The 23357-nt window shown below is 55.6% G+C and carries 12 protein-coding genes, 1 tRNA gene, 3 rRNA genes and 1 pseudogene; 7 read left to right on the top strand and 10 right to left on the bottom strand.

Going from position 1 to position 23357, the window contains the following annotated elements:
• Nucleotides 1-23 precede the first annotated feature (23 nt).
• The 3 genes from H7R58_RS22220 to pepE all read left to right on the top strand — a co-directional run bounded on the left by H7R58_RS22220 (nucleotide 24) and on the right by pepE (nucleotide 2607).
• Nucleotides 24-962, top strand: coding sequence for a sugar-binding transcriptional regulator (locus H7R58_RS22220; protein ID WP_182929658.1), 939 nt, complete (start codon nucleotides 24-26; stop codon nucleotides 960-962).
• On the top strand, nucleotides 955-1767 hold the full coding sequence (locus tag H7R58_RS22225; RefSeq protein ID WP_106928631.1) for a shikimate 5-dehydrogenase: 813 nt from the start codon (nucleotides 955-957) through the stop codon (nucleotides 1765-1767). Before H7R58_RS22220 ends, H7R58_RS22225 begins: the two co-directional genes overlap by 8 nt.
• Nucleotides 1768-1917: 150 nt before the next feature.
• The gene (gene pepE / locus H7R58_RS22230; protein WP_182930680.1) at nucleotides 1918-2607 is read left to right on the top strand and encodes a dipeptidase PepE; all 690 of its coding nucleotides are present in this window, start codon (nucleotides 1918-1920) and stop codon (nucleotides 2605-2607) included.
• 97 nt (nucleotides 2608-2704) lie between these two features.
• On the opposite strand, the gene H7R58_RS22235 is transcribed toward pepE, so the two are convergent.
• Entirely contained in the window at nucleotides 2705-4336 is a 1632-nt protein-coding gene (locus tag H7R58_RS22235; RefSeq protein WP_106928635.1) for a Na/Pi cotransporter family protein, read from the bottom strand.
• 51 nt (nucleotides 4337-4387) lie between these two features.
• Between H7R58_RS22235 and H7R58_RS25680 the strand changes: the two are divergent.
• Nucleotides 4388-4565 (top strand): annotated as a pseudogene (locus H7R58_RS25680) (hypothetical protein); the annotation flags it as partial.
• Between the two features lie 40 nt (nucleotides 4566-4605).
• Here the strand turns inward: H7R58_RS25680 and metH are convergent.
• Nucleotides 4606-8289 (bottom strand): methionine synthase, encoded by a 3684-nt coding sequence (gene metH / locus H7R58_RS22240; RefSeq protein WP_182929659.1) that lies wholly within the window; start codon nucleotides 8287-8289, stop codon nucleotides 4606-4608.
• A 195-nt stretch (nucleotides 8290-8484) separates the two neighbouring features.
• On the opposite strand from metH, the gene iclR reads away from it, so the two are divergent.
• Entirely contained in the window at nucleotides 8485-9312 is an 828-nt protein-coding gene (gene iclR / locus H7R58_RS22245; RefSeq protein ID WP_182929660.1) for a glyoxylate bypass operon transcriptional repressor IclR, read from the top strand.
• A 52-nt stretch (nucleotides 9313-9364) separates the two neighbouring features.
• On the opposite strand, the gene aceK is transcribed toward iclR, so the two are convergent.
• From aceK to metA, 4 genes are all read right to left on the bottom strand, one after another.
• Nucleotides 9365-11149: a bifunctional isocitrate dehydrogenase kinase/phosphatase gene (gene aceK, locus H7R58_RS22250; RefSeq protein WP_106928659.1), complete on the bottom strand. Its 1785-nt coding sequence runs from the start codon at nucleotides 11147-11149 to the stop codon at nucleotides 9365-9367.
• 102 nt (nucleotides 11150-11251) lie between these two features.
• On the bottom strand, nucleotides 11252-12556 hold the full coding sequence (gene aceA / locus H7R58_RS22255; protein ID WP_182929661.1) for an isocitrate lyase: 1305 nt from the start codon (nucleotides 12554-12556) through the stop codon (nucleotides 11252-11254).
• 35 nt (nucleotides 12557-12591) lie between these two features.
• The gene (gene aceB / locus H7R58_RS22260) at nucleotides 12592-14193 is read right to left on the bottom strand and encodes a malate synthase A (protein WP_182934532.1); all 1602 of its coding nucleotides are present in this window, start codon (nucleotides 14191-14193) and stop codon (nucleotides 12592-12594) included.
• A gap of 271 nt (nucleotides 14194-14464) precedes the next feature.
• On the bottom strand, nucleotides 14465-15394 hold the full coding sequence (gene metA, locus H7R58_RS22265; protein WP_106928645.1) for a homoserine O-acetyltransferase MetA: 930 nt from the start codon (nucleotides 15392-15394) through the stop codon (nucleotides 14465-14467).
• A 151-nt stretch (nucleotides 15395-15545) separates the two neighbouring features.
• On the opposite strand from metA, the gene H7R58_RS22270 reads away from it, so the two are divergent.
• On the top strand, nucleotides 15546-15986 hold the full coding sequence (locus tag H7R58_RS22270) for an acetyltransferase (protein WP_182930681.1): 441 nt from the start codon (nucleotides 15546-15548) through the stop codon (nucleotides 15984-15986).
• Nucleotides 15987-16102: 116 nt separating this feature from the next.
• Here the strand turns inward: H7R58_RS22270 and rrf are convergent.
• From rrf to H7R58_RS22290, 4 genes are all read right to left on the bottom strand, one after another.
• Nucleotides 16103-16218: ribosomal RNA gene (rrf, locus tag H7R58_RS22275) — 5S ribosomal RNA — on the bottom strand.
• 95 nt (nucleotides 16219-16313) lie between these two features.
• Nucleotides 16314-19220: ribosomal RNA gene (locus H7R58_RS22280) — 23S ribosomal RNA — on the bottom strand.
• Between the two features lie 219 nt (nucleotides 19221-19439).
• Nucleotides 19440-19515: transfer RNA gene (locus H7R58_RS22285), tRNA-Glu, on the bottom strand.
• Nucleotides 19516-19600: 85 nt separating this feature from the next.
• Nucleotides 19601-21140 (bottom strand): 16S ribosomal RNA (locus H7R58_RS22290).
• The 16S, 23S and 5S rRNA genes sit together here with 1 tRNA gene alongside, the layout of an rRNA operon.
• A gap of 622 nt (nucleotides 21141-21762) precedes the next feature.
• On the opposite strand from H7R58_RS22290, the gene purH reads away from it, so the two are divergent.
• Entirely contained in the window at nucleotides 21763-23352 is a 1590-nt protein-coding gene (gene purH, locus H7R58_RS22295; protein ID WP_182929663.1) for a bifunctional phosphoribosylaminoimidazolecarboxamide formyltransferase/IMP cyclohydrolase, read from the top strand.
• Nucleotides 23353-23357: the final 5 nt, after the last annotated feature.

Here is a 23357-nt window from a genome sequence, read left to right on the forward strand (position 1 = left end):
ACATATGTGCAGGAGCCCCTTCGATGGAAAACAGCAACGATATCCGTCTTATCGTGAAAATTGCTCAGCTCTACTATGAACAGGAGATGACGCAGGCGCAAATTGCGCAGTCGCTGGGGATTTATCGCACCACCATCAGCCGCCTGCTCAAACGCGGGCGCGAGCTGGGGGTGGTGACTATCGCCATTAACTATGACTACAACGACAGCCTGTGGTTAGAAGAGCAGCTTAAACAGATATTTGGCCTGAAGGAGGCCGCCGTCGCCCCGCAGGAAGCCGAGCTCGGAGCCTATGGCGCACCGCTGGTGGAGCGCCTGCTCTCGGCTAACGCCATCATTGGCTTCGGCTGGGGTCGCGCGGTCAGCATGCTGGTCGAGGCCCTCCCCACCGCCAGCCAGCCGCGCCAACATGTCTGTGTTCCGATCGTCGGAGGACCGTCGGGCAAGCTGCCGAGCCGTTACCACGTCAACACGCTCACCTACGCTGCCGCTGAACGTCTGAAGGCGGAGTCTTATCTCGCGGACTTTCCGGCCCTGCTGGATAACCCGACGATTCGCAACGGCATCATGCAGTCACAGCATTATCAAACGCTGGCGGGCTACTGGCAGAAGCTCGACGTCGCGCTGGTGGGCATCGGCTCGCCGGCGATTCGTCATGGTGCCAACTGGCAGGCATTTTACGGTAACGCGCAAAGCGATGAACTGATTGCCCGCGGGGTGGCTGGCGACATCTGCTCACGCTTTTTCGATAGCGATGGCGCAACGGTGCTCACCGACATGCACGAGAAAACGCTTTCTATCCCGCTCTCCACGCTACGCCAGGCACGTGACATCGTTGGCATTGCGGCCGGAGAAGAGAAGTACGACGCCATTCTTGGCGCGCTGCGCGGTAAACACATCAACACACTGGTGACCGACCGGGCCACCGCTGACTATTTAGTACGAGGACACGCTCATGATTAACCGTGATACCCAACTGTGCATGTCGCTGGCCGGACGCCCCGGCAACTTCGGCACCCGTTTCCATAATTTTCTGTATGAAAAGCTGGCACTTAACTTTATCTATAAGGCGTTTACCACCCAGGATATTGAAGCCGCAGTGAAAGGCGTACGCGCCCTGGGTATTCGTGGCTGCGCGGTCTCTATGCCGTTTAAAGAGAGCTGCATGCCGTTTCTGGATGCTATCGATCCGTCGGCAAACGTCATCGACTCAGTGAATACTATCGTCAATGACGATGGCCACCTCACCGGATTCAATACCGACTACATCGCGGTGAAAAGCCTGATCGCCAGCCATCGTCTGGATACCTCTGCCCGGGTAATGATTCAGGGTAGTGGCGGCATGGGCAAAGCGGTGATTGCCGCTTTCCGCGACGCGGGATTTAGCGATGTCATTATTGCGGCTCGTAATGAGGTTAACGGCACGGCGTTAGCAAAACAGTACGGCTTCCGGTGGCAGCCACGGCCGGAAGCTGAGGGTATCGACATTCTGGTTAACGTCACGCCTATCGGTATGGCGGGCGGTAAAGAGAGCACGCAGCTTGCTTACAGTGAAGCCATGGTGACACGCGCCAGCGTGGTCTTCGACGTGGTGGCTTTGCCCGCAGAAACGCCGGTGATTCAACTCGCCCAACGCCTGGGGAAAAAGACGATTAGCGGTGCTGAAGTGATTGCCCTCCAGGCGGTGGAGCAGTTTGTCATGTATACCGGCGTGCGCCCGGACGATGCGCTGATTGCAGAGGCAGCGGCGTTTGCCAGAGCGGGGTAACGCGCATCAAAGATGCGTCTGCCGGAGGCGTAGCCAAAGCTCACTTTCAGCACACCGCCTGCAACACCGTGAACTGCATCAGTAAGCTGACCGGTACAGGATGATAACATGCCGCCCTGATTGATAGTTTTCTGATTAATAGGAGAAATGATGGACTTACTTCTGCTGAGTAACTCAACGCTGCCGGGCAAAGCCTGGCTGGAACACGCGCTGCCGTTAATTGAGGCACGGCTGAACGGCCGCCGCCGCGCGGTGTTTATTCCCTTTGCTGGCGTCACGCAGACCTGGGATGAGTACACGGCAAAAACCGCTGCCGTGCTGGCTCCGCTGGGCGTGTCGGTCACCGGCATTCATACCGTGGCGGACCCGGTATCGGCAATTGAAAACGCCGAACTGATCATTGTCGGCGGCGGCAATACCTTCCAGTTGCTTAAAGAGAGCCGTCAACGCGGCCTGCTGGCGCCAATTGTTGACGTGGTCAAACGCGGCGCGCTGTATATCGGTTGGAGCGCAGGGGCGAATCTGGCCTGCCCGACCATTCGGACCACCAACGATATGCCCATTGTCGATCCGCAGGGCTTTGATGCACTGGGCCTGTTCCCGCTGCAGATTAACCCCCACTTCACCAACGCGCTGCCTGAAGGTCATAAGGGTGAAACCCGTGAACAGCGTATTCGCGAGCTGCTGGTCGTCGCGCCAGAATTAACGGTGATTGGGCTGCCGGAGGGCAACTGGATTGAGGTCGCGCAGGGTCATGCCACGCTCGGCGGGCCAAACACCACCTACGTGTTTACCGCCGGAGAAGACGCGATCGCGCTGGAAGCCGGCCACCGCTTCTAAACGCTATTGCCGGATAGCGGCGCGATAGCCTTATCCGGCCTGCAGTGAACGCGACCTGCAGGGCGGATAAGCGCAGCGCTATCCGGCGCGGATTCCGTTAGTAATCATCGCGCTCGTCGTCTTCGTCCGGCTGCTCCAGCACGCTGTAGGCCACCGAACAGAACAGCGAGTTCAGCCGCTGCATATCCCCCAGCAGCGCCAGATGCAGGGTACTGGTCTCAATACTCTGCACGTTCTGCTGATGCAGTCGATCGACGTGCGCATGCGCATAGCGGCGGTTCATGATACGGAAACGGTGCTTGCTGCGGCGCAGACGGCGGGCGCTGGTCATGTCGCCGGAGAAGAAGACCGACATTGCCAGCTGCAGGTTTCCGAGCAGCAGTTCGTACAGCGCGTCCAGTTCTTTAAGGCCTTCTACGGAAAACGCGCGGCGCGCAGCCAGCGATTTATCGGCAATTTCGCTGCCCATTCGCTCAATAATATCCGACGCCTGCTCCAGGTTGAGCGACATCTCGATAATCTCCGCCCAGCGGCGAGACTCCTCTTCCGCCAGTTCATCCTTCGGCATTCGCGCCAGATAGAGCTTGATGGCGGTGTAGAGCACGTTGATATCGTCCGCCTGCTTGCGCAGGTTTTTCTCTTCGCGCGGCTCGCCGTTCATCACCTTTTTGAGCCCTTCCAGCATCTGCTCGGTGGCATCGCCGATGCGCAGGGTTTCGCGCGCGGCATTGGCCAGCGCCAGCGTAGGGGTGTCGAGCGCGGTCACGTCCAGATGCTTCGGCTTCAGGCTGCCCTCCAGCTCTGGTTCATCGCGGATCATACGTTTACACAAACGCGCCATCGGTTCGGCGAACGGTACCATCGCCACGCAGCGAATCAGGTTGTAGAAGACGTGGAAATAGATAACCAGCTCTGATTCCGCCAGCGGAAGCTTGTGCAGCGTGTCGGCCAGCACGTGAACGAACGGCAGAATCAGCAGGCTGCCCACCAGCTTAAACAGCAGGCTTCCCAGCGCCACACGGCGCGCGGCGGCGTTGGCGGCGCTGTTGTTGAGCATCGCCAGCAGGCCGGAACCGAGGTTGGCGCCAATCACCAGACACAGCGCAACCGGGAAGGAAATCACACCAGCGGTGGTCAATGTCGCGGTCAGCAGCACGGCGGCCAGGCTGGAATAACTGATGATGGCGAACACCGCGCCAATCAGCGCATCCAGCAGAATATCGCCGGTCAGCGAGGCGAAGATCACCTGCACGCCGTTGGCCTGGGTGATCGGCGTGACCGCCTGAACGATCAGCTCCAGCGCCAGTAGTATCAGGCCAAGGCCGATGCCGACGCGGCCAAGCTGGCCTTCTCGGGTTTGTTTACGACCCAGGAAGAAGGTCACGCCGATAAAAATCAGCAGCGGCGACAGCCACGAAAGATCGAATGTCAGGATTCGCGCCATCAGCGCGGTCCCGACGTCGGCCCCGAGCACGATAACCAATGCTGGCGTCAGCGCGACAAGGTCCTGAGCAACAAACGACGTCACCAGCATGGTGGTGGCGTTGCTGCTCTGCACCAGCGCCGTCACGCCAATACCCGCGCAGAAAGCGAGCGGCTTTTTCTCTACGCTACGGCTCAGTACGGTACGCAGGCGCGCGCCGAAGACGCGCATCACGCCGGTACGGACGATATGGGTTCCCCACACCAGCAGGGCGACGGCGGAAAGCAGGTGTAGCAGCGTTAACACGGAATCGGGTTCTCCTTATTGTTATAGGTTCCAGAGGCAAGCGGTGTTGGCATCATGCCTGATGGCGCTGCGCTTATCAGGCCTACAAACCCGTAGTACCTTTATCAGGCCGACAGAATTTCCCCGTAGGCCGGATAAGGCGTTTACGCCGCCATCCGGCAAGCCGCGCAGGCGAGCCTCCTTTCAGTATAAGGGTTTACGCGCCAGAAAGAGACAGGGCGCTCATTGAGCGCCCTGTTTGTTGTAAGGAAAGATGACGATTTTGTGAATTAATCGGCATCGTAGCCGAGGTTTGGCGCCAGCCAGCGTTCCACTTCCGCCACGCTCATTCCTTTACGCTGCGCGTAGTCTTCCACCTGATCGCGTTGAATTTGCGCCACGGCGTAGTACTTGCTGTCCGGATGACTGAAGTACCAGCCAGAGACGGACGCTCCGGGCCACATGGCGAAGGATTCCGTCAGCTTCATGCCGGTGTGTTTTTCGACATCCAGCAATTCCCAGATAGTGCCCTTCTCGGTGTGCTCCGGGCAGGCCGGGTAGCCCGGCGCCGGGCGAATCCCCTGGTAGTTTTCACGGATCAGCTCGTCGTTACTCAGGTTTTCGTTCGGTGCATAGCCCCAGTAAACCTTACGCACGCGCTCATGCAGATACTCGGCAAAGGCTTCCGCCAGACGGTCGGCAATCGCTTTCACCATGATCTTGTTGTAGTCGTCGTGCTGCGCTTCAAACGCCTCGGCCAGCGCATCTTCTTCCAGGCCGCCGGTCACGGCGAAAGCACCAATATAGTCGGCTTTGCCCGAGGTTTTCGGCGCCACAAAGTCAGACAGGCAGTAGTTAGCAAAGCCGACTTTCTCGGTCTGCTGGCGCAGATGGCGGCTGACGGTCAGCACATGGGTACGCGTTTCGTCGCGATAGATTTCCACGTCATCGCCCACGCGGTTGGCCGGGAACAACCCGACGACACCACGAGGGTTGAGGGTTTTCTCGGCGCTGAGCTGATCCAGCATGTCGTTCGCGTCTTTGAACAGGCGCTTCGCCTCTTCACCCACAACTTCGTCTTCAAGGATGCGCGGGAACTTGCCGGCCAGCGACCAGGTCATAAAGAACGGCGTCCAGTCGATGTAGTTGCGCAGGGTTTCAATGCTGGCTTCCACTTCCTGCACGCCCAAACGGTGCGCCACCGGCGGCGTGTAGCTGTCCCAGTCAAACGCCAGATCGTTTTCACGCGCGGCAGCCAGCGTCACCGGCGGGGTACGCGGTTTCTTACGCCCGTGTTGGATACGCACGGTTTCGTACTCTTTACGCGTGCGCGCGACAAAGTCATCGTGCTGGGTGTCAGAGAGCAGCGCGGCGACGACGCCAACGGTACGCGAGGCGTTCTGCACGTAAACCGTCGGGCCGCTGTAGTTCTGCTCAATTTTCACCGCCGTGTGCGCTTTCGAGGTCGTCGCGCCGCCAATCAGCAGTGGAATGGTAAAGCCCTGGCGCTCCATCTCTTTCGCCACGTTAACCATTTCGTCCAGCGACGGAGTAATCAGCCCGGACAGGCCAATCAAATCCGCATTGACCTCTTTGGCGGTTTTGAGAATTTTGTCCGCCGGCACCATCACGCCAAGGTCGATGATTTCGTAGTTATTACACTGCAGCACCACGCCGACGATGTTTTTGCCGATGTCGTGCACATCGCCTTTCACCGTCGCGATGACCATTTTGCCGTTGCTGGAGCCTTTCTCTTTGCTGGCCTCAATGTACGGCTCAAGATAGGCCACCGCCTGTTTCATCACGCGGGCGGATTTCACCACCTGCGGCAGGAACATTTTGCCCTCGCCGAACAGGTCGCCGACCACGTTCATGCCGTCCATTAGCGGCCCTTCAATCACCTCGATAGGGCGCGCGGCCTGCTGGCGAGCCTCTTCAGTATCCAGCTCAATAAATTCGGTTATGCCTTTCACCAGCGAGTATTCGAGGCGTTTTTTCACGTCCCAACTGCGCCATTCGGCCTGCTGTGCGTTTGCGCTGTCGTCGGTTTTGCTGCCGCGATATTTCTCGGCCAGCTCCAGCAGACGTTCGGTGCCATCGTCACGACGGTTAAGGATCACATCTTCAACCGCATCGCGCAGCTCGGCGGGCAGGTCGTCATAGATAGCCAGCTGCCCGGCGTTGACGATCCCCATATCCATGCCGTTGCGAATGGCGTAGTAGAGGAACACCGCGTGAATGGCTTCACGAACCGGATCGTTACCACGGAACGAGAACGACACGTTGGAGACACCACCGGAGATCAGCGCGTGCGGCAGTTCGCGTTTGATGTCTTCACAGGCACCGATAAAGTCCTGCGCGTAGTTGTTGTGCTCTTCAATGCCGGTTGCCACGGCAAAGATGTTCGGGTCGAAGATGATGTCTTCCGGCGGGAAGCCGACTTCTTCGGTCAGAATTTTGTACGCCCGGCGGCAAATCTCAATTTTACGCGCGCGGGTATCGGCCTGGCCGACTTCATCAAAGGCCATCACCACCACTGCCGCACCGTAGCGACGTACTTTTTTCGCATGCTCGATAAACGGTTCAATGCCCTCTTTCATCGAGATGGAGTTGACGATGCCTTTGCCCTGAATGCACTTCAGCCCTTTTTCGATGACGTCCCATTTTGAGGAGTCGATCATAATCGGCACGCGGGCAATGTCCGGCTCACCGGCAATCAGGTTAAGGAAACGCACCATCGCCGCTTCGGCGTCGAGCATCCCCTCATCCATGTTGATATCGATAATCTGTGCGCCGCTTTCCACCTGCTGGCGGGCGACGTCCAGCGCTTCGCTGTATTTCTCTTCTTTGATCAGGCGCTTAAACTTCGCGGAGCCGGTAACGTTGGTCCGTTCGCCGACGTTCACAAACAGGCTGTCGTCGCCAATGTTCAGCGGTTCGAGGCCAGACAGGCGGCAGGCCACCGGGATTTCCGGCAGTTTGCGCGGCGGCAAGCCATCAACCGCGCGGCTCATCGCGGCGATGTGTTCCGGCGTGGTGCCGCAGCAGCCGCCGACCACGTTGAGGAAGCCTGCTTCCGCCCATTCGCGAATTTGTGTCGCCATGGTGTCGGCATCGAGATCGTATTCGCCAAAGGCGTTCGGCAGCCCGGCGTTCGGGTGCGCGGTAACGTAGCATTCGGCAATGCGCGACAGCTCCTGCACATACTGGCGCAGCTCGTCCGGGCCTAAAGCGCAGTTCAGACCAAAAGTCAGTGCATCGGCGTGGCGCAGCGAGTTGTAAAACGCTTCGGTGGTTTGACCGGAGAGCGTGCGGCCAGAGGCGTCGGTGATGGTGCCGGAAATCATGATCGGCAGGTCGACGCCCAGCGCTTCAAACTCTTCTTTAACGGCAAACACCGCCGCTTTGGCGTTGAGGGTGTCAAAGACGGTTTCAATCAGGATCAGGTCGCTACCGCCTTCCACCAGCGCTTTGGTGGATTCGCGATACGCTGCCACCAGTTGATCGAAGGTGATGTTACGGTAGGCCGGATCGTTGACGTCCGGTGAAATAGAAGCCGTGCGGTTAGTCGGGCCAAGCACGCCCGCAACGTAGCGCGGTTTATTCGGCGTACGTGCGGTCCATTCGTCTGCCGCCGCGCGCGCCAGCTTCGCCGCCGCAAAGTTGATTTCCGCCGACAGGGATTCCATCTGGTAATCCGCCATGGCGATGGTCGTCGAGTTAAAGGTATTGGTTTCGATGATATCCGCACCCGCCTCGAAGTAGGCGTTGTGGATAGCCGAAATCACCTCCGGCTTGCTGAGTACCAGCAGGTCGTTGTTACCCTTCAGGTCGCAGGGCCAGTCGGCAAAGCGTTCACCGCGAAAATCCTGCTCGCTTAAACGATAGCCCTGGATCATGGTGCCCATGCCCCCGTCCAGAACCAGGATACGTTCATTTAACTGCCGACGTAATTGTTCAACTTTGCTGCTCACACGCACTCCCGACCACGCTCAACGAAACCCAGAAAAAAGGTAATAAAGCATACTGGCATAAACTGGGGTGGCGGAAAAGGAAACAACCGTCTACATGAGACATGTTCAGCATGACTCATCGGAGCAGTAGAATCGGAGGTTGTATTATAATCAATAAAAACGAAAACTATTTCCACGATACAGAAAGGAGTTGCGATGGTCGCCAACGTTCCTGCTAAACGCGGTAGAAAACCCGCCCCTGCTACCGCCGCCGCCGCAACAGGCCAGGTGCAGTCGCTGACGCGCGGCCTGAAGCTGCTGGAGTGGATTGCCGAATCACATAGCAGCGTGGCGCTGACCGAACTTGCGCAGCAGGCCGGGCTTCCCAATTCCACTACCCACCGTCTGCTGACGACCATGCAGCAGCTTGGCTTCGTGCGTCAGGTCGGGGAACTGGGCCACTGGGCGGTAGGCGCGCACGCCTTTATCGTCGGCAGCAGTTTTCTGCAAAGCCGCAACCTGCTGGCGATTGTCCACCCCATTCTGCGTCAGCTGATGGAAGATTCCGGCGAGACGGTTAACCTGGCGGTACTCGATAAGAGCGACCATCAGGCCATCATTATCGATCAGGTGCAGTGTACGCAGCTGATGCGGATGTCCGCGCCGATTGGCGGTAAGCTGCCGATGCACGCCTCCGGCGCGGGTAAAGCGTTTTTATCCCAGCTGAGTGAAGAGCAGGTCACCGGGCTGCTGCACCGTAAAGGCCTGCACGCCTACACCCACGCCACGCTGGTGTCGCCGGTACATCTGAAGGACGACCTGGCCCAGACGCGCAAGCGTGGCTATTCGTTTGATGATGAAGAACATGCGCTGGGGCTGCGCTGCGTGGCGTCTTGCATTTACGACGAGCACCGCGAACCGTTTGCGGCCATCTCCATTTCCGGGCCGATTTCGCGCATTACCGACGACCGGGTCACCGAGTTTGGCGCAATGGTGATTAAGGCGGCGAAAGAGGTGACGCTGGCGTACGGCGGCATTAAATAAACAAAATGCCCCTGAGGGGGCATTTTCGGCAGGCCTGATAAGCGTAGCGCCATCAGGCAGAACGGCGCGCATTGCCGGATGGTGGCGCAAGCGCCTTATCCGGCCGACGGTCGAGTTCATAACGCACGCTAAACCGCTGGCGGCGGCGGTAGGCGTAAACGTCCTCTACATGCCCATTCTTGATACGCGTCTGCAGGCCACGCCAATAGTCAGCGCTGAATAGTTCGGCGTGCATCTCTTCAAACAGCGGCCCGATACGCGGGTCGGCGCACAGCCAGTGGCGAAACTCTTCCGGGAAGACATCGCCCGGCGAGACGCTGTACCACGGTTCGCTGGCCAGTTCGTCTTCCGGGTAGCGCGGCGGCGGGATCGTGCGGAAATTTACCTCTGTCATATAGCAAATTTCATCGTAGTCGTAGAACACCACGCGCCCGTGCCGGGTGACGCCAAAGTTCTTAAACAGCATGTCACCGGGAAAAATATTGGCCGCAGCGAGCTGGCGAATGGCATTGCCATACTCTTCAATTGCATCGCGCAGCAGCTGCCCTTCAACCTGCTCCAGCCAGAGATTAAGCGGCACCATCCGCCGCTCAATATACAGATGGCTGATCGCGATTTTATCCCCCATATCGACGATTTTCGCCGGTGCTTCCTGCAATAACAGCGCCATCAGCGCCGGATCTATCTGCCGCTTATCCAGCACGAAGTTTTCAAACTCCTGGGTATCCGCCATCCGCCCCACGCGGTCATGCTCTTTGACCAACTGGTAGCAGGCGCGGACGTGCGCGGCGGTCATCTCTTTTTGCGGCGCAAAACGGTCTTTAATGACTTTAAACACGCGATCAAAACCCGGCAGCGTGAACACCAGCATCACCATACCGCGAATGCCCGGCGCTTCAATAAACCGCTCGTCGGTGCTGGCGATATAGGTCAGGTATTCGCGATAGCTTTCGGTTTTGGCATGTTTCTGACAGCCAATGGCCATATACAGCTCGGCGGTGGTTTTGCCAGGCAGGATTTCACGCAGCCACTCCACCAGTGCGGCGGGCAGCGGTGCGTAAACCATAAAATAGGAGCGCGCGAAGCCGAAGACAATACTGGCCTCTTCGGTCGTCGTCAGGCAGGTATCAACAAACAGCTCCCCTTCATCGGTACGATGAATGGGGATCAGGAACGGTAGCGTGCCAGAGGGGGTAATGAGCTTGCCGATAAGCCAGGCCGCTTTGTTACGATAAAACAGCTCGTTCGCAATGTGCAGGTGGGACTGACGCAGGGTTTCTGCGTCCAGCGTTTCGCCGAGGTGCGCCATGATATACCCGACGTCGCGAGATTTATTCTGCCACGGCAGGCGCAGCGGCAGATCACTCAGCATTTTGAAAATCACCGCTTCCCAACCAGCATCGGGAAAGAAGTCTTTCGCCAGCGGCCGGGGGATCGCCCGAAAGCGGCGCTCCGGCTGCGAACTGAAAATAAATAACCGCTCGGGACTTAACGAGCGGTGGTCAAATAACCGGCAATACACGGAGTTAAAAAAGCTCTCCGCAATCTCGAAGCGCGGGTAATCCGGTAGCAAACGGGTGTACTGCGCCTTGACGCGAAGCAGGACATCCGCGTCGGTACTTTTGCCATCGGTGATGCAGCGCAGCTGTTCGACCACCAACCCCACGTGATGGTCATACAGATGAATTCGGCTTTTCATCGCCTGCTGTACGGCGTGCCAGTCGGCCTGTTCAAAACGCTGCTGTGCGCCGGAGGTAACTTCCAGAAAACGCCCGTACTGGGCATCAAATCCCTGCAAAATGGTCTGCGCAATCAGTAATTCCAGGCCTCGCGTCATCATTATTCCCCATCCGGCATAGAGTCATGCCGGATGGCGCATTCGCTTATCCGGCCTACATATCGTTGTAGGCCCGGTAAGCGCTGCGCCACCGGGCATTAATCAGAACTGCGACTCTTCGGTTGAACCGGTCAGCGCGGTCACCGAGGAGGTTCCGCCCTGAATAATGGTGGTGACATTATCGAAGTAGCCGGTGCCCACCTCCTGCTGGTGAGAAACAAAGGTGTAGCCATCTTTCGCCGCCGCGAACTCTGCCTGCTGAACCTTTTCAACGTAGTGCTTCATCCCTTCGCCCTGCGCGTAGGCGTGCGCCAGGTCGAACATGTTGAACCACATGCTGTGGATACCGGCCAGTGTGATGAACTGGTATTTGTAGCCCATGTCAGACAGCTGCTGCTGGAAGCTGGCGATGGTTTTGTCGTCCAACTTTTTCTGCCAGTTGAACGACGGCGAGCAGTTGTAGGCCAGCAGTTTGCCAGGGTATTTCGCGTGGATAGCATCGGCAAAGCGCTTCGCCAGTTCCAGGTCCGGCGTGGAGGTTTCACACCACACCAGGTCAGCATAGGGTGCGTACGCCAGGCCACGGCTAATCGCCTGCTCAATGCCTGCGCGAGTACGGTAGAAACCTTCACTGGTGCGCTCGCCGGTAATGAAGTCGCTATCGTACGGGTCGCAGTCGGAGGTGATAAGGTCCGCCGCGTCGGCATCGGTACGGGCAATCAGCAGGGTCGGTACGCCCATGACATCAGCCGCCAGGCGCGCGGCGACCAGTTTCTGAACCGCTTCCTGCGTGGGGACCAGCACCTTGCCGCCCATATGACCGCATTTCTTCACTGACGCCAGCTGATCTTCGAAGTGCACTGCCGCTGCACCGGCCGCAATCATCGATTTCATCAGTTCAAAGGCGTTCAGCACGCCGCCAAAACCCGCTTCTGCATCGGCGACGATCGGCAGGAAGTAATCCACATAGCGCGGATCGTTCGGCTCAATACCGTTTGCCCACTGGATCTGATCCGCACGACGAAAAGTGTTATTGATCCGATCGACCACCGCGGGCACCGAGTTGGCCGGGTAGAGCGATTGATCCGGGTACATGCTGGAAGCGAGGTTCGCATCTGCCGCCACCTGCCAGCCGGAAAGATACACGGCTTCAATACCGGCCTTCGCCTGCTGTAAGGCCTGACCACCGGTCAGCGCGCCGAGGCTGTTCACATAGCCTTTCTTCGATTCACCGTGCAGCAGACGCCACATTCTGGCCGCGCCCAGCTGTGCCAGCGTACATTCCGGATTAACGGAACCGCGCAGCTTCACCACTTCTTCTGCGCTGTACGGGCGCTTGATGCCTTCCCAACGCGGCTGTGTCCATTCTTGTTGTAATTCTTCGATTTGTTGAGTACGGGTTTTCATGTGCAGATGCTCCATATTGTTATGTGGTGAATGAGTTACGCCAGCAGGCGGTAGCCCGGCAGAGTTAAGAAGTCGATGAGTTCATCAGAGGTGGTGATCTGCTCCATCAGGCGCGCCGCATCGTCGAAGCGTCCGCCGTTGAAGCGGGCTTCGCCCAGTTCGTCTTTAATCACCTGCAGTTCTTCCGCCAGCATCTGGCGGAACAGCGGCTTGGTCACCGGTTTACCGTTGCTGAGAGTTTTCTGATGATGGATCCACTGCCAGATGGAGGTACGCGAGATTTCAGCGGTCGCCGCATCTTCCATCAGGCCATAAATCGGTACGCAGCCGTTGCCGGAAATCCACGCTTCGATGTACTGCACCGCAACGCGAATATTGGCGCGCATCCCCTCTTCGGTTCGCTCACCGTCGCACGGCGCCAGCAGCTGTTCAGCGGTTATCGGCGCATCATCGGCGCGGGAAACGCTGAGCTGATTTTGACGATTGCCCAGCACCTCGTTAAACACGGCCATGGCGGTATCCGCCAGCCCCGGGTGGGCCACCCAGGTGCCGTCGTGACCGTTGTTGGCCTCCAGCGCTTTATCGGCTTTGACTTTATTCAGCACCTGCGCATTACGCTCAGCGTCTTTGTTCGGGATAAACGCCGCCATGCCGCCCATCGCAAACGCGCCGCGCTTGTGGCAGGTTTTAATCAGCAGTCGTGAATAGGCGCTGAGGAAGGGTTTATCCATCGTGACCACTTGGCGGTCCGGCAGCACGCGATCCGGGTGGTTCTTCAGCGTTTTGATGTAGCTGAAGATGTAGTCCCAGCGCCCGCAGTTCAGACCAACAATATGGTCACGCAGGGCGTGCAGAATTTCGTCCATCTGGAAGACGGCAGGCAGCGTTTCAATCAGCAGCGTAGCCTTGATGGTGCCGCGCGGCAGGTTGAAACGGTCTTCGGTATAGCAGAAGACATCATTCCACCAGGCGGCTTCCTGCCAGGCCTGCGTTTTCGGCAGGTAGAAATAAGGGCCGCTGCCTTTTGCCAGCAGCGCTTTGTGGTTGTGGAAGAAATACAGCGCAAAATCGAACAGGCTGCCCGGGATCGCTTCGCCGCGCCAGGTCACGTGCTTTTCGGGCAGATGAAGGCCACGCACGCGGCAAACCAGCACCGCCGGGTTCGGTTGAAGCTGATAGATTTTGCCCGCTTCGTTGGTATAGCTGATGGTGCCGTTGACGGCGTCGCGCAGGTTGATCTGCCCTTCAATCACCTTGTTCCAGTCCGGAGCCAGTGAGTCTTCAAAATCAGCCATGAACACTTTCACGTTGGCGTTCAGGGCATTGATCACCATTTTGCGTTCAACGGGCCCGGTAATTTCAACGCGACGATCCTGCAGGTCGGCAGGAATGCCGCGCACCTGCCAGTTACCTTCACGAATGGAAGCTGTTTCCGAAATAAAATCAGGAAGTTTGCCGTCGTCAATATCCTGCTGCTGCTGAATACGTGCGGCCAGCAGTTTATTGCGCTTTGGCGTAAATCGAGTCACCAGTTCGGTCAGAAACTCCACCGCTTCCGCCGTCAAAACCTGCTTTTCCTGCTCGCCAGAAGGCTTCAGAAAAGCCAGTTCATCGGTTGTTGTGGCCTGTTGTGTCATGGTGCAGCTCCTCATTAGTGATCCGAATAGTTTCCCCGACTGATGAACGGACGATCGTTGCGTCGTTTTCGCTCAATGTTTTTAAGCCTAATCGCAAAAAATAAAAAATCAAAAACGATTTCCATTTTTAATTAAAATTAATCGCAACATATTGATTGGATTGAATTTAAAAATTCATATTTATGTGGGGTAGTTTTCGAAAACAAAAAAGGCACCCGAAGGTGCCTGTTTAAGAATGCTGAAACGCTTTAGGATCGTGAAGAGTAGCGGATCAATCCAGCGTGGGGTTCATATTCCGCAGATCGTACGGTGTGATCTGGTAGACGTAGTAGTTGAGCCAGTTCGCAAACAGCAAATTGCCATGGCTGCGCCAGGTGGCATGCGGTTTGTTTTGCGGGTCATCTTTCGGAAAGTAGTTATAGGGGACCTGTGGGTCCAGACCCGCATCCACGTCGCGGAAAAACTCGCTCGCCAGCGTATGTGCGTCGTACTCCGGATGACCGGTAACGAAGGCAATACGTTTATCTTTACTGGCAAACAGGTAAGCATCACCCTCCGCAGTTTCTGCAAGAATTTCCAGGTCGGTAAAATCGCGAATCAGTTTCGCCGGGAAGTCCGCGTAGCGAGAATGCGGCGCCAGGAAAGTATCATCAAATCCGCGAGTCAGCAGGGCATGTGGATGAAGAATATGATGCTCATAGACGCCGGAAAGTTTATCGTCGCGAGTTTGCTTTGGTATTCCGTAGAGAATATTGAGTGCGGCCTGTACAGCCCAACAGACAAAGAGCGTCGAGGTGACGTGATCTTTTGCCCACTCCAGCACCTGCTGGATCTGCGGCCAGTAGGCGACGTCGTTAAACTCAACCAGGCCGAGCGGCGCGCCGGTGACGATCAGACCATCGAAATTCTGGTCGCGAATGTCGTCGAAATTACAGTAAAAGTTGTTCAAATGCTCGGTTGGCGTATTACGCGATTCACGCGCATCGATGCGCAGCAGCTGGATGTCCAACTGTAGCGGCGAGTTTGATAGCAAGCGTAAGAACTGGTTTTCTGTCTCTATCTTCTTCGGCATCAGGTTCAGGATCAGCACCTTCAGAGGACGAATTTCCTGACCTGTAGCACGCGATGTCGTCATTACAAAGACGTTCTCATCACGCAAGAAATTGACGGCTGGTAGCTCGTCCTGCACCCGAATCGGCATAACCTTATTACCTCACAGCATACGTATAAACGTTTAGACATCCAGACAGCTAACGATACCCAGAATTCAACAAAATGTCGAGCCTGCATGTTCAAGGTGAGAAAGTTTCAATTACCCTGCGGTAGAATGCGGAAACGATTCTGAGAGGGATATTAAAGTGATTATACGACGTTCAGTGCACCATGAAGGCGAACAGCTGATCGCGATCTGGTGCCGTTCGGTTGATGCCACGCATCATTTTCTTTCCGCGCAGGACAGAACAGCGATTGAAACACAGGTACGCGCGTTTTTGCCCGGTGCCCCGCTATGGGTGGCTGCGAATGCTAATGATACGCCGGTAGCATTTATGCTGCTGTCAGAGCATCACCTGGAGGCGCTGTTTGTCGATCCTGATGTGCGTGGTAGCGGTGTTGGGCGTCAACTGGTTGAACATGCGCTGTCGCTGATTGCCGATTTAACGACGGATGTGAACGAGCAGAATGCGCAGGCCTTAGGGTTCTATCAGAGGATGGGATTTGATGTTACCGGGCGATCGGAGACGGATGACCATGGCCGGCCTTATCCGCTACTGCATTTGCGTCACAAACTGTAGGTCCGTAGGCCGGATAAGGCGAGGCCGCCGTCCGGCAATATCCACAATGCCGCATCCCACAAAACGCAGACGCAAAAAAGCCCATCCGTCAGGATGGGCTTCTTCACTTAATTGATGCCTGGCAGTTCCCTACTCTCGCATGGGGAGACCCCACACTACCATCGGCGCTACGGCGTTTCACTTCTGAGTTCGGCATGGGGTCAGGTGGGACCACCGCGCTACGGCCGCCAGGCAAATTCTGTTATTAACCCGCTTTTCGCCGGTCAATGTAATCTGTAATCAATGCTGAAAATCGTCTCAATTTCGCCAAAACATCTTCGGCGTTGTAAGGTTAAGCCTCACGGTTCATTAGTATCGGTTAGCTCAATGTATCGCTACACTTACACACCCGACCTATCAACGTCATCGTCTTTAACGTTCCTTCAGGACTCTCAAGGAGTCAGGGAGAACTCATCTCGGGGCAAGTTTCGTGCTTAGATGCTTTCAGCACTTATCTCTTCCGCATTTAGCTACCGGGCAATGCCATTGGCATGACAACCCGAACACCAGTGATGCGTCCACTCCGGTCCTCTCGTACTAGGAGCAGCCCCCCTCAATTCTCCAGCGCCCACGGCAGATAGGGACCGAACTGTCTCACGACGTTCTAAACCCAGCTCGCGTACCACTTTAAATGGCGAACAGCCATACCCTTGGGACCTACTTCAGCCCCAGGATGTGATGAGCCGACATCGAGGTGCCAAACACCGCCGTCGATATGAACTCTTGGGCGGTATCAGCCTGTTATCCCCGGAGTACCTTTTATCCGTTGAGCGATGGCCCTTCCATTCAGAACCACCGGATCACTAAGACCTGCTTTCGCACCTGCTCGAGCCGTCACTCTCGCAGTCAAGCTAGCTTATGCCTTTGCACTAACCTCCTGATGTCCGACCAGGATTAGCTAACCTTCGTGCTCCTCCGTTACTCTTTAGGAGGAGACCGCCCCAGTCAAACTACCCACCAGACACTGTCCGCAACCCGGATTACGGGTCTACGTTAGAACACCAGCCATTAAAGGGTGGTATTTCAAGGTTGGCTCCACACGAACTGGCGTCCGCGCTTCAAAGCCTCCCACCTATCCTACACATCAAGGACCAGTGTTCAGTGTCAAGCTATAGTAAAGGTTCACGGGGTCTTTCCGTCTTGCCGCGGGTACACTGCATCTTCACAGCGAGTTCAATTTCACTGAGTCTCGGGTGGAGACAGCCTGGCCATCATTACGCCATTCGTGCAGGTCGGAACTTACCCGACAAGGAATTTCGCTACCTTAGGACCGTTATAGTTACGGCCGCCGTTTACCGGGGCTTCGATCAAGAGCTTCGCGTTGCCGCTAACCCCATCAATTAACCTTCCGGCACCGGGCAGGCGTCACACCGTATACGTCCACTTTCGTGTTTGCACAGTGCTGTGTTTTTAATAAACAGTTGCAGCCAGCTGGTATCTTCGACTGATTTCAGCTCCATGGGTAAACCACTTCACCTACATATCAGCGTGCCTTCTCCCGAAGTTACGGCACCATTTTGCCTAGTTCCTTCACCCGAGTTCTCTCAAGCGCCTTGGTATTCTCTACCTGACCACCTGTGTCGGTTTGGGGTACGATTTGATGTTACCTGATGCTTAGAGGCTTTTCCTGGAAGCAGGGCATTTGTTACTTCAGTACCGTAGTACCTCGTCATCACACCTCAGCGTTAAAAAGAGTCCGGATTTACCTAAACTCTCCGCCTACATGCTTAAACCGGGACAACCGTCGCCCGGCTAACATAGCCTTCTCCGTCCCCCCTTCGCAGTAACACCAAGTACAGGAATATTAACCTGTTTCCCATCGACTACGCCTTTCGGCCTCGCCTTAGGGGTCGACTCACCCTGCCCCGATTAACGTTGGACAGGAACCCTTGGTCTTCCGGCGTGCGGGTTTTTCACCCGCATTATCGTTACTTATGTCAGCATTCGCACTTCTGATACCTCCAGCACCCCTCACAGGACACCTTCAACGGCTTACAGAACGCTCCCCTACCCAACAACACATAGTGTCGCTGCCGCAGCTTCGGTGCACAGTTTAGCCCCGTTACATCTTCCGCGCAGGCCGACTCGACCAGTGAGCTATTACGCTTTCTTTAAATGATGGCTGCTTCTAAGCCAACATCCTGGCTGTCTGAGCCTTCCCACATCGTTTCCCACTTAACTGTGACTTTGGGACCTTAGCTGGCGGTCTGGGTTGTTTCCCTCTTCACGACGGACGTTAGCACCCGCCGTGTGTCTCCCGTGATAACATTCTTCGGTATTCGCAGTTTGCATCGGGTTGGTAAGTCGGGATGACCCCCTAGCCGAAACAGTGCTCTACCCCCGAAGATGAATTCACGAGGCGCTACCTAAATAGCTTTCGGGGAGAACCAGCTATCTCCCGGTTTGATTGGCCTTTCACCCCCAGCCACAAGTCATCCGCTAATTTTTCAACATTAGTCGGTTCGGTCCTCCAGTTAGTGTTACCCAACCTTCAACCTGCCCATGGCTAGATCACCGGGTTTCGGGTCTATACCCTGCAACTTAACGCCCAGTTAAGACTCGGTTTCCCTTCGGCTCCCCTATACGGTTAACCTTGCTACAGAATATAAGTCGCTGACCCATTATACAAAAGGTACGCAGTCACCCCATAAAGAGGCTCCCACTGCTTGTACGTACACGGTTTCAGGTTCTTTTTCACTCCCCTCGCCGGGGTTCTTTTCGCCTTTCCCTCACGGTACTGGTTCACTATCGGTCAGTCAGGAGTATTTAGCCTTGGAGGATGGTCCCCCCATATTCAGACAGGATACCACGTGTCCCGCCCTACTCTTCGAGTTCACAACCTGTGCATTTTGGTGTACGGGACTATCACCCTGTACCGTCGGACTTTCCAGACCGTTCCACTAACACACAAGCTGATTCAGACTCTGGGCTGCTCCCCGTTCGCTCGCCGCTACTGGGGGAATCTCGGTTGATTTCTTTTCCTCGGGGTACTTAGATGTTTCAGTTCCCCCGGTTCGCTTCATTACGCTATGTATTCACGTAATGATAGTGTGACGAATCACACTGGGTTTCCCCATTCGGAAATCGCCGGTTATAACGGTTCATATCACCTTACCGACGCTTATCGCAGATTAGCACGTCCTTCATCGCCTCTGACTGCCAGGGCATCCACCGTGTACGCTTAGTCGCTTAACCTCACAACCCGAAGATGTTTCGTAAAACACCATCGTGTTGCGAAAATTTGAGAGACTCGAACACACCGCTTATCTGTTCTTATTACGGAGAACAGACACAGTGTGTCGTTTCAATTTTCAGCTTGATCCAGATTTTTAAAGAGCAAATATCTCAAACGTCACCCGAAGGTAAGTTTTGAGATATTGGGGTCGGCGACTTTCACTCACACTAACCAGCAAGTGGCGTCCCCTAGGGGATTCGAACCCCTGTTACCGCCGTGAAAGGGCGGTGTCCTGGGCCTCTAGACGAAGGGGACACTGAAGTCTCAATCGCAAGACGCCTTGCTATTTACTTTTCATCAGACAATCTGTGTGAGCACTTCAAAGAACGCTTCTTTAAGGTAAGGAGGTGATCCAACCGCAGGTTCCCCTACGGTTACCTTGTTACGACTTCACCCCAGTCATGAATCACAAAGTGGTAAGCGCCCTCCCGAAGGTTAAGCTACCTACTTCTTTTGCAACCCACTCCCATGGTGTGACGGGCGGTGTGTACAAGGCCCGGGAACGTATTCACCGTAGCATTCTGATCTACGATTACTAGCGATTCCGACTTCATGGAGTCGAGTTGCAGACTCCAATCCGGACTACGACATACTTTATGAGGTCCGCTTGCTCTCGCGAGGTCGCTTCTCTTTGTATATGCCATTGTAGCACGTGTGTAGCCCTACTCGTAAGGGCCATGATGACTTGACGTCATCCCCACCTTCCTCCAGTTTATCACTGGCAGTCTCCTTTGAGTTCCCGGCCGAACCGCTGGCAACAAAGGATAAGGGTTGCGCTCGTTGCGGGACTTAACCCAACATTTCACAACACGAGCTGACGACAGCCATGCAGCACCTGTCTCAGAGTTCCCGAAGGCACCAAAGCATCTCTGCTAAGTTCTCTGGATGTCAAGAGTAGGTAAGGTTCTTCGCGTTGCATCGAATTAAACCACATGCTCCACCGCTTGTGCGGGCCCCCGTCAATTCATTTGAGTTTTAACCTTGCGGCCGTACTCCCCAGGCGGTCTATTTAACGCGTTAGCTCCGGAAGCCACTCCTCAAGGGAACAACCTCCAAATAGACATCGTTTACGGCGTGGACTACCAGGGTATCTAATCCTGTTTGCTCCCCACGCTTTCGCACCTGAGCGTCAGTCTTCGTCCAGGGGGCCGCCTTCGCCACCGGTATTCCTCCAGATCTCTACGCATTTCACCGCTACACCTGGAATTCTACCCCCCTCTACGAGACTCAAGCTTGCCAGTTTCAAATGCAGTTCCCAGGTTGAGCCCGGGGATTTCACATCTGACTTAACAAACCGCCTGCGTGCGCTTTACGCCCAGTAATTCCGATTAACGCTTGCACCCTCCGTATTACCGCGGCTGCTGGCACGGAGTTAGCCGGTGCTTCTTCTGCGAGTAACGTCAATCACTAAGGTTATTAACCTTAATGCCTTCCTCCTCGCTGAAAGTACTTTACAACCCGAAGGCCTTCTTCATACACGCGGCATGGCTGCATCAGGCTTGCGCCCATTGTGCAATATTCCCCACTGCTGCCTCCCGTAGGAGTCTGGACCATGTCTCAGTTCCAGTGTGGCTGGTCATCCTCTCAGACCAGCTAGGGATCGTCGCCTAGGTGAGCCGTTACCCCACCTACTAGCTAATCCCATCTGGGCACATCCGATGGTGTGAGGCCCGAAGGTCCCCCACTTTGGTCTTGCGACGTTATGCGGTATTAGCTACCGTTTCCAGTAGTTATCCCCCTCCATCGGGCAGTTTCCCAGACATTACTCACCCGTCCGCCACTCGTCACCCGAGAGCAAGCTCTCTGTGCTACCGTTCGACTTGCATGTGTTAGGCCTGCCGCCAGCGTTCAATCTGAGCCATGATCAAACTCTTCAATTTAAGTTTGATGCTCGTGAATTAAACTTCGTAATGAATTACGTGTTCACTCAGAGACTTGGTATTCATTTTTCGTCTTGCGACGTTAAGAATCCGTATCTTCGAGTGCCCACACAGATTGTCTGATAAATTGTTAAAGAGCAGTGCAACACGGCTTTCGCTCACTGTTGCGAGGTGGCGTATATTACGCTTTCCTCTTTCAGAGTCAACCCTGATTTTCAGGATTTTTTCTCTTCAACCTAACCGGCTAGTTGCTGTGAAGTGATTCACATCCGCCGTGTCGATGGAGGCGCATTATAGGGAGTTTCCCTGAGGCCGCAACCCTTAAATTGCAGAAAAATGACTGACTGCTGCATTCCACAGCAGAACCCCGCCTTATACCCATTTACACACAGAGTTATCCACAAAAATAAGGATCTCTTTCGAGAGTCACCTGGTTTTATCCCTCATCTATAGAGATGAAATAATGGAATTGAGGTAAAGAGAAAAATTCGCGAGCGTTGCGCAAACGTTTTCGTTACAATGCCCCCGCAAAACAAGGATGCCCCGTAAGGGGCGTTAGCTGAGTTTTTAGCCAAGAATTCACCTAACGCTCTCTGTAATAGTCAAATCCAGGGGATTTACCATGCAACAACGTCGTCCAGTCCGCCGCGCTCTGCTCAGTGTTTCTGACAAGGCCGGTATCATCGAATTCGCCCAGGCACTTTCCGCACGTGGTGTGGAGCTGCTGTCTACAGGTGGCACTGCGCGCCTGTTAGCAGAGAAAGGTCTGCCGGTAACCGAAGTTTCCGATTACACCGGTTTCCCGGAAATGATGGATGGACGCGTGAAGACCCTGCATCCGAAGGTCCACGGCGGCATCCTCGGTCGTCGCGGCCAGGATGATGCCATTATGGAACAACACCACATTACTCCTATCGATATGGTTGTCGTTAACCTGTATCCGTTCGCCGAGACCGTCGCACGCGAAGGCTGCTCGCTGGAAGATGCAGTAGAGAACATCGATATCGGCGGCCCGACCATGGTGCGCTCCGCCGCGAAGAATCATAAAGATGTGGCTATCGTTGTGAAGAGCAGCGACTACGACGCCATTATTAAAGAGATGGATGCCAACGACGGTTCTCTGACCCTCGACACCCGTTTCGATCTCGCGATTAAAGCCTTCGAACACACCGCCGCTTACGACAGCATGATTGCCAACTACTTCGGTAGCATGGTTCCGGCTTACCACGGCGAAAGCAAAGAAGCCGCCGGTCGCTTCCCACGTACGCTGAACCTGAACTTCATTAAGAAGCAGGATATGCGCTACGGCGAGAACAGCCACCAGCAGGCTGCCTTCTATATAGAAGAGAATGTTAAAGAAGCCTCCGTTGCCACTGCGCAGCAGGTACAGGGCAAAGCACTTTCCTACAACAACATCGCCGATACCGATGCGGCGCTGGAGTGCGTGAAAGAATTCAACGAGCCAGCCTGTGTGATCGTTAAGCACGCTAACCCGTGTGGCGTAGCAGTAAGTACCTCTATTCTCGACGCTTACGACCGTGCCTACAAAACCGACCCGACCTCCGCGTTCGGCGGCATCATCGCCTTTAACCGCGAGCTGGATGCTGAAACCGCGCAGGCGATCATCTCCCGCCAGTTCGTGGAAGTGATCATCGCGCCATCCGCCACCGAAGAAGCACTGAACATTACCGCTGCCAAGCAGAACGTTCGCGTGCTGGTCTGCGGCCAATGGGCGCAGCGCGTTCCGGGCCTGGACTTCAAGCGCGTGAACGGCGGCCTGCTGGTTCAGGACCGTGACCTGGGTATGGTGAGCGAAGCTGAACTACGCGTAGTGACCAAACGCCAGCCGACCGAGCATGAGCTGCGCGATGCGCTGTTCTGCTGGAAAGTGGCGAAGTTCGTTAAATCCAACGCCATCGTTTATGCCAAAGGCAATATGACCATCGGTATTGGCGCAGGCCAGATGAGCCGCGTTTACTCCGCGAAAATCGCCGGGATCAAAGCGGCCGACGAAGGCCTGGAAGTGAAAGGTTCTTCTATGGCTTCCGACGCTTTCTTCCCGTTCCGCGACGGGATTGATGCCGCTGCTGCTGCCGGTGTGACCTGCGTTATCCAGCCGGGTGGTTCTATTCGCGATGACGAAGTGATTGCCGCCGCCAATGAACACGGCATTGCGATGGTATTTACCGACATGCGCCACTTCCGCCATTAATCCAC

Origin of the sequence: Klebsiella sp. WP4-W18-ESBL-05, from assembly GCF_014169075.1 — a bacterium.
GTDB classification, from domain to species: Bacteria; Pseudomonadota; Gammaproteobacteria; order Enterobacterales; family Enterobacteriaceae; genus Kluyvera; species Kluyvera ascorbata_B.

Excerpts from the sequence above, each read along its gene's own strand:
- H7R58_RS22225 (WP_106928631.1), top strand. The coding sequence starts at position 955 with ATGATTAACCGTGATACCCAACTGTGCATGTCGCTGGCCGGACGCCCC.
- H7R58_RS22220 (WP_182929658.1), top strand. The coding sequence starts at position 24 with ATGGAAAACAGCAACGATATCCGTCTTATCGTGAAAATTGCTCAGCTC.
- aceK (WP_106928659.1), bottom strand. The coding sequence starts at position 11,149 with ATGACGCGAGGCCTGGAATTACTGATTGCGCAGACCATTTTGCAGGGA.
- aceA (WP_182929661.1), bottom strand. The coding sequence starts at position 12,556 with ATGAAAACCCGTACTCAACAAATCGAAGAATTACAACAAGAATGGACA.
- aceB (WP_182934532.1), bottom strand. The coding sequence starts at position 14,193 with ATGACACAACAGGCCACAACAACCGATGAACTGGCTTTTCTGAAGCCT.
- pepE (WP_182930680.1), top strand. The coding sequence starts at position 1,918 with ATGGACTTACTTCTGCTGAGTAACTCAACGCTGCCGGGCAAAGCCTGG.
- iclR (WP_182929660.1), top strand. The coding sequence starts at position 8,485 with ATGGTCGCCAACGTTCCTGCTAAACGCGGTAGAAAACCCGCCCCTGCT.
- metA (WP_106928645.1), bottom strand. The coding sequence starts at position 15,394 with ATGCCGATTCGGGTGCAGGACGAGCTACCAGCCGTCAATTTCTTGCGT.
- purH (WP_182929663.1), top strand. The coding sequence starts at position 21,763 with ATGCAACAACGTCGTCCAGTCCGCCGCGCTCTGCTCAGTGTTTCTGAC.